The sequence below is a fragment of the Streptomyces sp. NPDC014995 genome (assembly GCF_043080745.1).
Classification (GTDB): domain Bacteria; phylum Actinomycetota; class Actinomycetes; order Streptomycetales; family Streptomycetaceae; genus Streptomyces.
Map to the genome: position 1 here is coordinate 343294 of NZ_JBIBVX010000002.1, position 15029 is coordinate 358322.

The 15029-nt window shown below is 72.4% G+C and carries 9 protein-coding genes and 2 tRNA genes; 4 read left to right on the forward strand and 7 right to left on the reverse strand.

Going from position 1 to position 15029, the window contains the following annotated elements:
* Nucleotides 1-143 precede the first annotated feature (143 nt).
* Nucleotides 144-1793, reverse strand: a complete 1650-nt coding sequence (locus ACF1A1_RS05960) for a protein kinase (protein WP_391645869.1) — start codon at nt 1791-1793, stop codon at nt 144-146.
* A 345-nt stretch (nt 1794-2138) separates the two neighbouring features.
* Here ACF1A1_RS05960 and ACF1A1_RS05965 point away from each other — a divergent pair, with 345 nt between their 5' ends.
* Nucleotides 2139-3746, forward strand: a complete 1608-nt coding sequence (locus ACF1A1_RS05965; protein WP_391645871.1) for a protein kinase — start codon at nt 2139-2141, stop codon at nt 3744-3746.
* 215 nt (nt 3747-3961) lie between these two features.
* Here ACF1A1_RS05965 and ACF1A1_RS05970 read toward each other — a convergent pair whose 3' ends face one another.
* Complete coding sequence (locus ACF1A1_RS05970; protein ID WP_391645873.1) at nt 3962-4993, reverse strand: phosphotransferase; 1032 nt, start codon at nt 4991-4993, stop codon at nt 3962-3964.
* A 542-nt stretch (nt 4994-5535) separates the two neighbouring features.
* On the opposite strand from ACF1A1_RS05970, the gene pdhA reads away from it, so the two are divergent.
* Genes pdhA through ACF1A1_RS05985 form a run of 3 tightly spaced genes read left to right on the forward strand, consistent with a single transcriptional unit; the run spans nt 5536 to nt 9311 of the window.
* Nucleotides 5536-6828: a pyruvate dehydrogenase (acetyl-transferring) E1 component subunit alpha gene (gene pdhA / locus ACF1A1_RS05975; RefSeq protein WP_391645875.1), complete on the forward strand. Its 1293-nt coding sequence runs from the start codon at nt 5536-5538 to the stop codon at nt 6826-6828.
* 1 nt (nt 6829) lies between these two features.
* Nucleotides 6830-7822, forward strand: coding sequence for an alpha-ketoacid dehydrogenase subunit beta (locus ACF1A1_RS05980; RefSeq protein ID WP_391645877.1), 993 nt, complete (start codon nt 6830-6832; stop codon nt 7820-7822).
* A 10-nt stretch (nt 7823-7832) separates the two neighbouring features.
* Nucleotides 7833-9311, forward strand: coding sequence for a dihydrolipoamide acetyltransferase family protein (locus ACF1A1_RS05985; protein ID WP_391645879.1), 1479 nt, complete (start codon nt 7833-7835; stop codon nt 9309-9311).
* 703 nt (nt 9312-10014) lie between these two features.
* Here the strand turns inward: ACF1A1_RS05985 and ACF1A1_RS05990 are convergent.
* From ACF1A1_RS05990 to ACF1A1_RS06010, 5 genes are all read right to left on the reverse strand, one after another.
* Nucleotides 10015-12336: a hypothetical protein gene (locus tag ACF1A1_RS05990; protein ID WP_391645881.1), complete on the reverse strand. Its 2322-nt coding sequence runs from the start codon at nt 12334-12336 to the stop codon at nt 10015-10017.
* 3 nt (nt 12337-12339) lie between these two features.
* Nucleotides 12340-12411, reverse strand: a tRNA-Pro gene (locus ACF1A1_RS05995).
* Nucleotides 12412-12416: 5 nt separating this feature from the next.
* Nucleotides 12417-12488: transfer RNA gene (locus ACF1A1_RS06000), tRNA-Glu, on the reverse strand.
* Nucleotides 12489-12861: 373 nt separating this feature from the next.
* Complete coding sequence (locus ACF1A1_RS06005) at nt 12862-14157, reverse strand: nitrate/nitrite transporter (RefSeq protein ID WP_391645883.1); 1296 nt, start codon at nt 14155-14157, stop codon at nt 12862-12864.
* 14 nt (nt 14158-14171) lie between these two features.
* Nucleotides 14172-14837, reverse strand: a complete 666-nt coding sequence (locus tag ACF1A1_RS06010; protein WP_391645885.1) for a GntR family transcriptional regulator — start codon at nt 14835-14837, stop codon at nt 14172-14174.
* Nucleotides 14838-15029 lie beyond the last annotated feature (192 nt).

The window sequence follows — 15029 nt, forward strand, 5'->3', positions numbered from 1 at the left end:
TCAGTGGACGCGGCAGGGCCCGGCACCTCGGGTGCCGGGCCCTGCCGCGTGCTCTACGTGCTCTGACCTCTGCGCGACAGCCAGGGCTACGCCCGGCGCAGGCCCGAAAAGCCCTACCTGCACGTGCTCCGCTTCGCTCGGCGTCAGGACGCCGGGTTGCCCGTCGACACGCTCAGCTCGATCTCGGGCATGTCCTCCGGGTCGACGTCCGTCCCGGCGGACGGGAACTGGTCCATGACCGCGCCCTCGCCGTACGTGTTCTCGTCGTAGTTCTTGATCTTCATCGTCCAACCGGCGGCCTGGAAGCACTCCTTGACCGACTTGATGTACTTGAACTTGAAGTCGGGCACCCGGATCTTGTCGGGGTCGTTGTACGACTCCTGCGGTTCTGAGCACTCGGCCGCGTCGATCGTCTTGGTCGTGTCCGGGCCGCGGTAGTCGGCCGCCTTGGTCGCCGTCGCCGAGGCGCTGGAGCCGCCGGATCCCTTGTCGTCCTCGCTGCCGCCGTTGGTCATGAGCGTGCCGAGCAGGGCGCCGACGGCCACGACGGCGACGACCGTCGAGCCGATGATCACCGGCTTGTTGCTCTTGCGTCCGCCGCCCGGGGAGACGGTCGTCGAGTGCTGCGGGGCGAGGTTGTACGCGGGCGGCGTGTGCGGCGCCTGCTGGTGGCCGTAGGACGGAGCGGGCGTCTGGTAGCCGCCCTGCTGCGGATAGCCGTACGACGGGGCGGGCGTCGAGGGCGCCGGGGGGCCGTACGGGTTGTTCGGGGTCGGGGTGTGCGGCTGGTACGGCGTCTGGACGTTGCCCGTGGGGCCCTGGGTGCCCTGGCCGACCGGCGGGAAGACCGCGGAGCCGACGCCCGCGCCGCTCGACGTCTGCGCGCCGGGGACGATGCTCGGCGGGGCGGCCTGGAAGGAGGCCGCGACGCGCAGGCACTCGTCGCGCATGGCGACGGCGGTGGGGAAGCGTTCGTTCGGGTTCTTCTTCAGCGCGCGGGCGACGAGCGCGTCCACGGCCGGCGGCAGCGCGCGGTTGATGGAGGAGGGAGCCACCGGCTCCTCCTGCACGTGCGCGTACGCGATCGCCAGCGGCGAGTCCGCGTCGAACGGCAGGCGCCCGGTGACCAGTTGGAACAGCATGATGCCGACCGAGTAGAGGTCGGAGCGGGCGTCCACCCCACGGCCCAGCGCCTGTTCGGGCGAGAGGTACTGCGGGGTGCCGACGACCATGCCGGTCTGCGTCATCGAGGTGACGCCGGACTGCATCGCGCGCGCGATGCCGAAGTCCATCACCTTGACGACGCCGCGCTTGGTCATCATCACGTTGCCGGGCTTGATGTCGCGGTGGACCAGCCCCTTCTCGTGGCTGATCTCCAGTGCGGCCAGCACGTCAGCGGTGATCTTCAGCGCCTTGTCGGCGGGCATCGCGCCCTGCTGACGCACGTCCTCGTCGAGCACCGAGCCGAGCGGGCGGCCCTCGACGTACTCCATGACGATGTACGGCGTCGTCATCCCGTCGACGTCGTCCTCGCCGGTGTCGAAGACGGAGACGATGTTGGTGTGGGTGAGCTTCGCCACGGCCTGGGCCTCGCGGCGGAACCGCTCGCGGAAGGCCTGCTCGCGGCCGAGTTCGGTGTGGAGTGTCTTGATCGCGACCTGACGGTCGAGCACGGAGTCGTAGGCGAGGTGGACCGAGGCCATGCCGCCCTCGCCGAGCAAGTCGCGCAGCTGATAGCGGCCACCGGCGAGCGCCCGCCCCGCGAACCGGCCCTGTGCGCCGTCCTGGCTCATCTTCTGCGTCCCCCGTAAGGCCTCGGGCACCTGTCGCTTGCCGTGGCCCACCATTGATCGAAAGTGCTATTCCCGGCCAAGTCTGCCCCAGGCCACTGACACGTCAAGCTCGGTGCCCGTTCCGTGACCGTACGCGAAAGAAGCGTCGCGGAAGCGTTACGGCGGACGTACGGCCGGTACACGGAATTTGCACGCGAGCACGGAATGCGGGTTTCATGGCCGGTCCGTCTCGGACCGGTAAGCGGGCTCGTCCCGGACCGGCGGCTTGCGCGGAGGCTGTAGCGTGGCCGACGGAGACCGTAACAACACCGCGCGCACCGCGGGCAGAAACGACGGCGAGGACTGATGGCACAGCAGCAGCGCGCTCAGGGCCCGTCCGACCCCGAGGCGACTGGCGGCGGTATGTCAGATGCGCCGGAGATGTGGGGTAACGGCGGACTTGTCGGGGACGGCCGGTACCGGCTGACCGGCAGACTCGGCCGGGGCGGCATGGCGGAGGTGTTCGCCGCCGAGGACGTGCGCCTCGGACGCACGGTCGCCGTCAAGCTGCTGCGCGCCGATCTCGCCGAGGACCCGGTGTCCAAGGCCCGCTTCACCCGCGAGGCCCAGTCGGTGGCCGGCCTCAACCACCACGCGATCGTCGCCGTGTACGACTCCGGCGAGGACGTCGTGGGCGGCCAGAGCGTGCCGTACATCGTCATGGAACTGGTCGAGGGTCGGACGATCCGCGATCTGCTGCTCAACGCCGAGGCGCCGGGCCCCGAGCAGGCCCTGATCATCGTCTCCGGTGTGCTGGAGGCGCTGGCGTACTCGCACCAGCACGGCATCGTGCACCGCGACATCAAGCCGGCGAACGTCATCATCACGCACAACGGCGCCGTGAAGGTGATGGACTTCGGCATCGCCCGCGCCCTGCACGGCGCGTCCACGACGATGACGCAGACCGGCATGGTCATGGGCACCCCGCAGTACCTCTCCCCGGAGCAGGCCCTCGGCAAGGCCGTCGACCACCGCTCCGACCTGTACGCGACGGGCTGCCTGCTGTACGAACTGCTCGCGCTGCGCCCGCCGTTCACCGGTGAGACCCCGCTCTCGGTGGTCTACCAGCACGTCCAGGACATTCCGGTGCCGCCGTCGCGGACCTCGGACGGGGCGTGCCCGCCGGAACTCGACGGCCTCGTCATGCGTTCCCTCGCCAAGGAGCCCGACGACCGCTTCCAGACCGCGGAGGAGATGCGTGGTCTCGTCCAGTACGCCCTGCAGATGCTGTACGACCAGGGCGGCCACACCGGCACGTGGAACACCGGGCCGGTGGACGCGCCCGCCGGCAAGGCCGCCGCGGCGGGCTTCGCGAGCACCACGGTGCTGCCGCACGGCGCCGACGGCTCCAACACCTCGCAGATCCCCCAGCCGATCCTGCCCTCGGGCTACGGAGGCGGCGACGACGGCGGCTTCGAGGGGCACGGCAACAAGGGCAGCGGCCGCGGCAAACTGTGGGTGCTCGCCGTCCTCGCGGTGATCGCCATCGCCGCGGGCGTCGCCCTGGCACTGAACAACGGCGGTTCGGGTGGCGGTGAGAAGAAGACCCCGACATCGCCGAGTGTCTCGCCGTCCGTGACGGACGATCAGACCAGCGCGGCCCCGAGCGACTCGCCGACCGACGAGTCCACGGAGGACACCTCCGACGGCAGTACCGGCTCGAACTCCGGGTCGAACTGGGAGGCGCCCTCGTACACGCAGTCGTACTCGCCGTCCCCCAGCTACAGCAGCGAGCCGTCCGACGAGCCGTCGGACCAGCCGACCGAGACGCAGCCGTCGGAGGAGCCGACCGACACCGAGTCGAGCGATTCGGGCTCCGGGGACGGTGGGACCGGCGATGACGGCGGTACGACACAGGGAACCTCGAACGCCGGAACGGACCAGGGCAGCACCAGCCTCGGAAACATCGGCTGACCGTCGTCCGCACCGTCGCACGCACGCGCGCGCGGGCCTGAACAGGGCTCCACGCGCGCGTCGCCGTTTTTCCGGGACCTCACGGGTCGATCCCACGGTTGGACCTCATGGGTCGATCCCACGGTTGGACCTCATGGGCGGACTCGCGGTTGGACCGCATGGGTGGTTCTCACCGGTGGATGTGACGGGTGCTCTCCCGGACCCCGCCGTCCCGGTCAGTCCGTGAACGCGTCGCACACCGCGTCGTACTCCCGTGTCCACCACACCGCGAGGGCGGAGGCCGCCGGGAACTGGGGGTCGGCGCGGGTGTCGCCGCGTTCGTAGTGCCAGCGCAGCATCCAGAAGTCGTTGAGGCGCTCCCACCACACGCGGTGCACGGCCGCCGCGAGTTCCGAGGGCGTGGCCCCGGCCGTACGCCGGTAGGCGCGCGCGTAGGCCCGGGCCCTGGGCAGGTCGAGGGTGCCGTCCGGCCGGACGAAGAAGATCGCGGCGGCGCGGACGGCCTCCTCCGCGCGGGGCTGCACGCCGAGCCGGTCCCAGTCGACGATGGCGGCGGGGGCGTCGCCGCGGTAGAGCAGGTTGAACGGGTGGAAGTCCCCGTGGACCCAGCCGACCGGGCCGCCGTGCGGTGGGCGCCGGTCCGCGTGCCGTTCCAGCAGGGTGCGCCGTTCCAGGAGACGCCGGCGGGCCAGTTCGTCGAAGGAGTCGGCGGGGCGGTGGCGGCGCACGCGCGCGAGGAGGTCGTCGATCAGGGCGAAGGTGTCGGCGGGGGCGGGGCTCTCGGCGCGCGTGGCGCACGCCCGCGCATGCGCGGGCATCACGCGCTCCAGGCTGACGTGCACGACCCCCAGCAGCGCTCCCAGCCGGGCGCACTCGGCGGGGGTGAGCTGGGCGCCGTGGCGGTGGCGGCCGTCGATCCAGGGGTGCAGGGCGTAGGCGTGGCCGCCGACGACGGCGACCGTGCGTCCGTCGCGCCCGGGCAGCGGGGGCGCCACGGGGACGCCCAGGTCGGCCAGGCGCTGGGTGGCCCGGTGCTGGCGCACGATCGAGACCGGGTCGGCGGTGTCCGGATCGAAGTGGTGCTTGAGGAAGTAGCGGCCGCGGGTCGTGCGCAGCCGGTAGCCGCGGTTGAGCAGCCCCTGGTCGACGGGCTCGCAGGCGAGGGCGGACCCGGCGGCGTATCGGCGGAGCAGGGCGCCCAGAGGGGGCGCATGACGTACGAGGGGTGGTACACAGGAGCGCGGCACGCGCCGATGCTAGGGCACGATCCAGGCCCGTGAGCTGGGCGTTGTCACAGAAAGTCACCAGGCGTCACAAGTGGTCTTCGTCGGTCGCCTTGGGATGCGCCTCGGGCGGGAAGCGGTCCGGTGGCGCGCGGCCGGAGGCTCGGCGCCTCCCGGCCGTATTTCCTCCACGCGGTCCGGGGCACCCCGCCGGGAAATACCTTGATTTTTCCTTCTCGACGCGCCGCACGGGTTTCGGACACGAACTCTTCCCGTGAGCTGGGTCAGCGGGATAACGTGCCGTTGCTCCGGCCTCCCGCAGGGCTGTGACCAGGCGCCTTCCCGTCTTTGCCGATTTACTTGGAAATCCAAGCAAAAACGCAGGTCAGACGGGGTTTCACAGAAATGTGGCGTACTGGGTAACGTGAATCCTGCAGGGCGCTCGCCGGGGCACCTGTCACGCCTGTTCCGGCCGAGTGACACCCACCCCGTGCACGGGTGTCGGAAGCAGGTGAGCCGCACTGGTTCCCGGCAACCCCGGGGGCCGGACCGACGGAGGAGCACACGTGACCGTGGAGAGCACTGCCGCGCGCAAACCGCGACGCAGCGCCGGAAGCAAGGCCGGCGCCACCGGCACCGAGGCGGCGGCCGGCACCACCCGCGCCGCGGCGGCCAAGGCCACCGGCACCAAGCGCGCCGCCGGCGCGACCCGCACCACCCGCGCCAGCCGCGCCACCGCCAAGAAGGGCACCGAGCCGCAGCTCGTGCAGCTGCTCACGCCCGAGGGCAAGCGCGTGAAGGACGCCGAGTTCGACCCGTACGTCGCCGACGTCACCCCCGACGAGCTGCGCGGTCTGTACCGCGACATGGTGCTCACCCGCCGCTTCGACGCCGAGGCCACCTCCCTGCAGCGTCAGGGCGAGCTGGGCCTGTGGGCGTCGCTGCTCGGCCAGGAGGCCGCCCAGATCGGCTCCGGCCGCGCCCTGCGCGACGACGACTACGTCTTCCCGACCTACCGCGAGCACGGCGTCGCCTGGTGCCGCGGCGTCGACCCGACCAACCTGCTCGGCATGTTCCGCGGCGTCAACAACGGCGGCTGGGACCCCAACGGCAACAACTTCCACCTCTACACGATCGTCATCGGCTCCCAGACGCTGCACGCCACCGGCTACGCGATGGGCGTCGCCAAGGACGGCGCGGACAGCGCGGTCATCGCCTACTTCGGCGACGGCGCCTCCAGCCAGGGCGACGTGGCCGAATCGTTCACCTTCTCCGCGGTCTACAACGCCCCGGTGGTGTTCTTCTGCCAGAACAACCAGTGGGCGATCTCCGAGCCGACCGAGAAGCAGACCCGCGTCCCGCTCTACCAGCGCGCGCAGGGCTACGGCTTCCCCGGCGTCCGCGTCGACGGCAACGACGTCCTGGCCTGTCTCGCGGTCACCAAGTGGGCCCTGGAGCGGGCCCGCCGGGGTGAGGGGCCGACCCTCGTCGAGGCGTACACGTACCGGATGGGTGCCCACACCACCTCCGACGACCCCACCCGCTACCGGCACGACGACGAGCGCGCCGCCTGGGAGGCGAAGGACCCGATCCTGCGCCTCCGCCGCCATCTGGAGGCCTCAAACCACACGGACGAGGGATTCTTCGCGGAACTCGAGGCCGAGAGCGAGGCGTTGGGCAGGCGAGTGCGCGAAGCGGTCCGTGCCATGCCGGACCCGGACCACTTCGCCATCTTCGAGAACGTGTACGCGGACGGGCACGCGCTCGTCGACGAGGAGCGGGCCCAGTTCGCCGCCTACCAGGCGTCGTTCGCGACTGAGTCCGACAGCGGCTTCGCCGCGGGTGAGGGGGGCAACTGAGATGGCCGGCACTGCGACCAGCAAGAACATGGCTCTGGCGAAGGCGATCAACGAGTCGCTGCGACACGCCCTGGAGTCCGACCCCAAGGTCCTCGTCATGGGCGAGGACGTCGGCAAGCTCGGCGGTGTCTTCCGGGTGACGGACGGCCTGCAGAAGGACTTCGGCGAGTCCCGCGTCATCGACACCCCGCTCGCCGAGTCGGGCATCGTCGGCACCGCGATCGGCCTGGCCCTGCGCGGCTACCGCCCGGTGGTGGAGATCCAGTTCGACGGCTTCGTCTTCCCCGCCTACGACCAGATCGTCACGCAGCTGGCGAAGATGCACGCCCGCTCGCTGGGCAAGGTCAAGCTCCCGGTCGTCGTCCGCATCCCCTACGGCGGGGGCATCGGCGCCGTCGAGCACCACTCGGAGTCCCCCGAGGCGCTCTTCGCGCACGTGTCGGGCCTGAAGATCGTCTCCCCGTCGAACGCCGGCGACGCCTACTGGATGATGCAGCAGGCCATCCAGAGCGACGACCCGGTGATCTTCTTCGAGCCGAAGCGGCGCTACTGGGACAAGGGCGAGGTCAACACCGAGGCCATCCCCGGCCCGCTGCACAAGGCGCAGGTCGTCCGCGAGGGCACCGACCTGACCCTCGTCGCCTACGGCCCGATGGTGAAGCTCTGCCAGGAGGTCGCCGCCGCGGCCGCCGAGGAGGGCAAGAACCTGGAGGTCCTGGACCTGCGCTCGGTCTCCCCGCTCGACTTCGACTCCATCCAGGCCTCCGTGGAGAAGACCCGCCGTCTGGTCGTCGTCCACGAGGCGCCGGTGTTCTTCGGCTCGGGCGCCGAGATCGCCGCGCGGATCACGGAGCGCTGCTTCTACCACCTGGAGGCCCCGGTGCTCCGGGTCGGCGGCTACCACGCCCCGTACCCGCCGGCGCGTCTCGAGGAGGAGTACCTGCCGGGCCTGGACCGGGTACTCGACGCCGTCGACCGTGCCCTGGCGTACTGAGGAGAGGGTCGTGACGACGATGACGGAAGCGTCCGTACGCGAGTTCAAGATGCCCGACGTGGGCGAGGGACTCACCGAGGCCGAGATCCTCAAGTGGTACGTCCAGCCCGGGGACACGGTGACGGACGGCCAGGTGGTGTGCGAGGTCGAGACCGCCAAGGCCGCCGTCGAACTGCCCATCCCCTACGACGGCGTGGTCCGCGAGCTGCACTTCCCCGAGGGCACCACGGTGGACGTCGGCACGTCGATCATCGCGGTGGACGTGGCGGGCGGCGCCGCGCCCGCCGGTACCCCGGCGCCGGCCACGGCGTCGGCCCCGGCAGCGGCCCCGGCAGCGGAGACGAAGCCCGCCGAGCCCAAGGCGGAGGGTTCCGGCCGTCAGCCGGTCCTCGTCGGGTACGGCGTGGCCGCCTCCTCCACCAAGCGCCGGCCGCGCAAGGCCGCGGCGATCCCGGCCCAGGAATCGGCGGCCGCCGCGGCCGTCCAGGCGGAGCTGAACGGACACGGAGCGGCGGCCCAGGGCGCGGCCGCGGCCGTGGACCGGCCCCGCCCGCTTGCCAAGCCGCCCGTGCGCAAGCTGGCCAAGGACCTGGGCGTGGACCTCGCGACGGTGGTCCCGTCCGGCCCGGACGGCATCATCACGCGCGAGGACGTCCACGCGGCGGCGGCCCCGGCCGAGGCGCCCGCGCCGTCGGCGGCACCGCAGCCCGCCCCGACGGCCGCCCCCGCGCCGGCCCCGGCCGCCGCTCCCGCCGCCGTCCCGGCCCCGGTGGTCACGTACGACGCGGCTCGCGAGACCCGTATCCCCGTCAAGGGAGTGCGCAAGGCGACCGCTCAGGCGATGGTGGGGTCGGCGTTCACCGCGCCGCACGTCACCGAGTTCGTGACGGTCGACGTCACGCGCACGCTGAAGCTGGTCGAGGAGCTCAAGCAGGACAAGGACATGCAGGGCCTGCGGGTCAACCCGCTCCTGCTGATCGCCAAGGCCCTGCTGGTCGCCATCAAGCGCAACCCGGACATCAACGCGTCCTGGGACGAGGCCGGCCAGGAGATCGTGCGCAAGCACTACGTGAACCTGGGCATCGCGGCCGCGACCCCGCGCGGTCTGATCGTGCCGAACATCAAGGACGCCCACGACAAGACGCTGCCGCAGCTCGCCGAGGCGCTGGGCGAGCTGGTGGCGACGGCGCGTGAGGGGAAGACGTCCCCGGCGGCCATGCAGGGCGGCACGGTCACCATCACCAACGTCGGCGTCTTCGGCGTCGACACCGGCACGCCGATCCTCAACCCCGGCGAGTCCGCGATCCTCGCGGTCGGCGCGATCAGGCTCCAGCCGTGGGTGCACAAGGGCAAGGTGAAGCCGCGTCAGGTCACCACGCTCGCGCTGAGCTTCGACCACCGTCTCGTCGACGGGGAGCTGGGCTCCAAGGTGCTGGCGGACGTGGCGGCGATTCTCGAGCAGCCGAAGAGGCTGATCACCTGGGGGTGAGCCCCGGGCGACCCGGATGACCAGGATGACCCGCGCGACTGTGGCCACTCGGCCACATGGGTCCACCTGGACGACCTGAGGGAGCCGCGTGCCGCCGGACGGCACGCGGCTCCCCACGGCCGGACGCGGCTTCCGGGCTCGCCAAGGGCAGGGCGCGGCTTCGGACTTCCCGAGGCTGGACGGGGCTTCCGGGCTCGCCAGGGGCAGGGCGCGGCTTCGGACTCCCCGAGGCTGGGTGGGGCTTTCGGATTCTTCGAGTCGGACGTGGATCCGGGCTCGCCAAGGCCGGACGTGGATCCCGGGCTCGCCATGGGCAGGGCGTGGTTTCCGACTGCCCGATGCTGGGGGGCTTCCGGGTTCTTCGAGTCGGACGTGGATCCGAATTCCCCAAGGGCAGGGCGCGGTTCCGACTGCCCCAGGCTGTGACGGGGCTTTCGGATTCTTCGAGCCGGACGTGGATCCGGGCTCGCCAAGGCCGGACGTGGATCCCGGGCTCGCCAGGGCAGGGCGCGGTTTCCGACTGACCCAGGCTGGGCGGGGCTACCGAATTCTTCGAGTCGGGCGTGGGTCCGCGCTCCCCAAGGCCGGGCCCGGCTCTCGACACGTCGAGGCCGGGCGCGGCTCCCGGGCTCTTCGCGGCCGGACATTGCTACCTGGGCATCCCCAAGGCCCGTGCAGTGACCTCACGAGCCGGCTGAGGTGCTCACCGGGTCGGTGTGGGCTCTGCGCGCATCCAGTGGCCCCCGGTGCTCCAGCCCAGCAGGCGTCGGCCCTCGCCCTCCTCCGCCGAGCCGCCCTCGGCGACCTGGCGCAGGCCGGTGAGGGCGGGGGCGAGGCGGGTCGCCACATGGCCGGGGCGGCGGTCGATCTCCTCGGACAGCCAGGCCAGGGTGCGCTCCTGCTCCTGCGGGGTGCACAGGGACAGGTGGAACAGCGTCTGGCGCCAGGCGTAGGCGGCGTCCTTGATGGTGGCCAGGGGACGCGGGTTGCCGTGGACGCGGGCGGTCAGGCGGCAGACGGTGTCGAAGCCGCGGCGGGCCAGGTCCTCCCAGCCCGTGGCCGGGGCGATGCCGACCCGGTGGACCAGGGTGGCGAGGTTGTGCGTGGTGAGGATCTGCGCCTGCTCGATCACCGTGCCGTTCGCGGCGACCGACCCGGACTCCCGTCGCGTGCGGGACGAGGAGGCCCTGGCCCGTTCGGCGCACAGCTTGGCGAAGGCCGGTGAGGTCCGGGGCCGGACCGTCCGGGTCTGCGCCTCGCCGGCCTCGGAGATCGCCAGGTTGCGTACGGCCCCGTAGTCGATGGCGTAGTAGCGCTCGTAGAGCGAACCACCGCCGAGGAGTTCCGCGGCGATGCGTGCCGCGGTGAGGAACTTCGGGGTGAACGTGCCCATGAAGATGTCCGCGGCCAGCTCCTCGACCAGGGGAGCGCCCAGGTCGGCCTCGCGGGCGAGGACGGACAGTTCACGGACGAGGGGGTTGGGCAGGATCGTGCCGGGGAACGCCTGCACGGCCAGCTCGCCGAGCTGCCGCAGCGCGAGGGCGGACACCTCGCCCGCCTCGGTGTCGGAGCGCCGTCCGGCCACGGCCCGCACCCACGGCAGCTCCTCCACCCGCACCTGCCGCTCCAGGTTGAGCAGGAGCAGCGAACGGCGGTTGCGGAAGGCGCGGTAGTGGGCGGCGGCCAGGGTGCGCAGGGACTCCTCGGTGTAGGCCTGCGCGGTGGTGGCGGCGACGAGCTGCGGGACCAGTTCGGCCAGCACCTCCGCCGACGGCACGACACCGCGCTCCACCAGCGTGCCGAGCGGCGCGCTCAGCGCGGCCTCGACGGGCCGGCGCAGGGCGCGCGGGATCGCCGCCCCCGCGGGCAGGCCCGTCTCCCGCGCCTCCTCCTCGCTCACCGGGGTGAGGAGCGGCTCGACCTCGGCGACGCCCTCCTCCTGCGGCAGCCCGGACAGCCGGCGCAGCACGAGCTGGGCCAGCGCGTGGTGCGAGGGCAGTGCCGCCTGCGCGGCCTGCTCCCGGCGCAGCGCCGTCAGCTCCGGGGAGCCGGGCAGACCGCGCCGCCGCACCATGGACGTGACCGCGTGCCGCAGCAGCCCGAGCCGGCGCGCGTCCAGCGGGCGCCCGGCGACGGTCTCCTCCAGGGCGCCCCGCAGGATCGCCAGGTTCTGCTTGGGGTTCAGGTGTTTGGTGCAGTACGTGTGCCGGCGGGCGAGGTCGCGGTAGCGGCGCAGCAGGGCGGCGCCCCGCTCGTGCCAGGCGTCGTCGGGCGTGCGCGTCAGGACCGTCGGGCCCTGCCCGTCCTCGGCCGTCTCCAGCCAGTGCGCGAGCAGTTCGTCCCCGAACGGCTGCCAGACGGCGAGTGCCTCGCGCTGCGTCTCCACGGCCCGGCTCGGCCGGCGCCGGTCCAGGTCGTGCCAGGCGTCGTCGACGGTACGGCGGTGCACCGCGTCGGCGCCGGGTGCGGGGCGGTCGGCGGGCGGCGGCGTGAAACGCAGGCGGTCCGCGAAGGGGGCCAGCTCCTCGACGAGCTCCAGGGCCGCGTCCGTCTCCCCGGCCCGGGCGAGCCAGGCGACGGTGAGCAGGGCGGCCTCCTCGGGGACGGTCACCTCGTAACGTCCGCTGTCCAGCAGGTCGTAGAGCCGGCTCAGCCCGTCCTCGGACAGCCAGTACGCGAACAGGGCCCGCCGGTCCTCCGGGATGCCCGCCTGCCGCGCGACCTCGGTCTCGTACGGGTGCAGCGGACCGCCGGCGGCGGGTGTGCCGGTGGCGAAGCCGCCGCGGACGACCTCGGGCGTCACCCAGGCGGGCAGCCCGGCGACCGGGGTGCGGGAGCCGATGGCGAGCAGGCCGTTCGCCATGCCGGCGAGGACGGCCCGCCAGGCGCGGCTCTTCTCCCGCGCGCGGTGGCGGGTGTCGGGGTCCCGGTGGGTGTGGGCGGTCCTGAGCGCCTTGGCCAGTTGGCCGGACGCGTAGCCCGGGTTCGCCTCTACGAGGTGCTGCTGGTCAGCGTCGTGGTTCATAAGCCGACGTGACGGGTTCCGCCCCCGTGCCCTCCGGGTCCCGAGCCCGGTGCTCTGCTGCTGAGCTACACGTCGTGGAGCCGACGTGGCGGGTTCCGCCCCCGCGCCCTCCGGGTTGAGAGCCCGGTGCTCTGCTGCTGAGCTACACGTCGATGGGCCCCGACGGTAGACGCCGTACAGGTGTGCGGACAACCGGGTTTCGGCGGCCGGCGCCCGGGCCGCACCCCGGCCGGTGCCCGGCACCGCCGACGAACCGCACACCGGCCCGTCCCCCGCACCGCCGACGAACCGCCGCAGCCCGCCGGGCGGACGGCTCCCCCTTGCCCGCCCGGCGGCACCGCTTCCCCCGACGCGGCCCCCGTGGCCGGTCGGTACCAGGACCGCGCCGGCCTGGAACCGCCTGGTGGGCAACCGTTCCGCCCGGCCGGGTACGACGGCGCGGGGGGTCGGTGGGTCGGTGGGTCGGCGGGGTGAAGCGGGGCCGGGGAAGGGAGCCCCCGGGACCCGACCTCAACACCGCCCCCGTCACACGGGGACGTGCACGGAAGACACCCGGCTCGCTGTCAGCCGCTCGCGCTCCCGTCGAGCAGCCCGCCTCCGCAACCGCAGGATCTGACTCACCCCGAGCGCCTGGAGCACGAACACCGCGGAGAAGGCGATCCGGTAGTCACCCCCGGTCGCGTCCAGCAGGACGCCGATCGCGAAGAGCGTCGTCATGGAGGCGACGAACCCGCCCATGTTGGTGATCCCGGACGCCGTTCCCTGCCGTTCGGGCGGATTCGCCGGCCGTGCGAAGTCGAACCCGAGCATCGAGGCGGGGCCGCACGCCCCGAGTACGGTGCACAGCACCACCAGCAGCCACATCGGCGCGTGCTCACCGGGATACGCCAGCGTCGCCGCCCACAGCAGCGCGGTCGCCCCGACGGTCCCGAGCGCGAGCGGCAGCCGCGCCCCGTGGTGCCGGGCGACGACCTGCCCGTACACGAGTCCGACGACCATGTTGGACAGCACGACGAGGGTGAGCAGTTCCCCGGCGGTGGCCCGGCTGAGCCCCTGCGCCTCGACGAGGAAGGGCAGCCCCCACAGCAGCAGGAACACCATCGCCGGGAACTGGGTGGTGAAGTGCACCCACAGCCCCAGCCGCGTCCCCGGCTCCCGCCAGGACGCGGCGATCTGCCGCCGCACGTACGCGGCCCCCCGGTGGGGGAAGGGCTCGGGCTCGTGCCCCTCCGGATGGTCCTTCAGGAACAGCACCAGCAGCACCAGGACCACGACGCCCGCGAGCGCGCTCCCCGCGAAGGCCGCCGTCCATCCCACCCCGTGCAGCAGCCGCGCCAGCACCAGCGTGGAGACGAGGTTGCCCGCCATGCCCGCCAGCCCCGCGAACTGCGCGACCAGCGGCCCGCGCCGGGCCGGGAACCACCGCGTGCCGAGCCGCAGCACGCTGATGAAGGTCATCGCGTCACCGCACCCGAGCAGCGCCCGCGAGGCGAGCGCCATGCCGTACGACGGCGAGAACGCGAACCCGAGCTGCCCGGCCGTGAAGAGCACGACGCCGAGGCCCAGCACCTTCTTGGTGCCGAGCCGGTCGACGAGCAGACCCACGGGTATCTGCATGCCCGCGTAGACCAGCAGTTGGAGGATCGAGAAGGTGGACAGCGCGGAGGCGTTCACATGGAAGCGGTCGGCGGCGTCGAGGCCGGCCACCCCCAGCGACGTACGGAAGATGACGGCGACGAAGTAGACGGAGACACCGATCCCCCAGACGGCGACGGCGCGCCGTCCGCCGGGCGGGTCACCCGGAAGGGTGGAGTTGCTCACCGGCCTGCCCGGCCTCATCGCACTTCCCCCCGCGCCAGGTGCGAGAACCAGCCGACGTGCCGGTGGACGAGCCCGACGGCCGTCTCCGCGTCACCGGAGCGCAGCGCCTCCAGGATCTCCTCGTGCTCGACGAGGGTCTTGGCGATCCGGTCGGGGTGGGAGTGCAGTACGGCGACGCCCATCCGCAGCTGCCGGTCGCGCAGTTGGTCGTACAGCCGCGACAGGATCTCGTTCCCGCCGCTGCGGACGATCTCGGCGTGGAAGCAGCGGTCGGTGACGGCGGCCCCGGCCAGATCGCCGGCGGCGGCCTGCGCCTTCTGCTGCGCGAGCAGCTCCTCCAGCCGCTCGATGAGCCCCGGCGGGGCGGGTACGGCCTTGCGCGCCGCGTGCTCCTCCACCAGCAGCCGGGTCTCCACCACGTCCTTGATCTCCTGCGCGGACACCGGCAGGACCAGCGCGCCCTTCTTCGGATAGAGCTTGATCAGCCCCTCCACCTCCAGGCGCAGCAGCGCCTCCCGCACGGGTGTGCGGGAGACCCCGACGGCCTCGGCGAGCTCGCCTTCGGTGAGGAGCGTGCCCCCCTCGTAACGGCGGTCGAGGACGCCCTGCTTGACGTGGGCGTAGACGCGGTCGGCGGCGGGTGGCTGCTTGACGGGGGCGGGCGCCGGGGCGGAAGGCATGTCCACAGGATAGATACAACGCGTACGCATGGGTGCCCCGCGTCCACCATCCGGACCGGGAAGGGGCCGCCCGGGGGACGAAGATCACCGGCAGGGGGGACGGGAGGGGGAATTGAGAATTTCCCCGCAGCGGACGCACAACCTTCTGTGCTACTTACGTGTCACACACATGCGGCCCCATCTGCTTTCCCC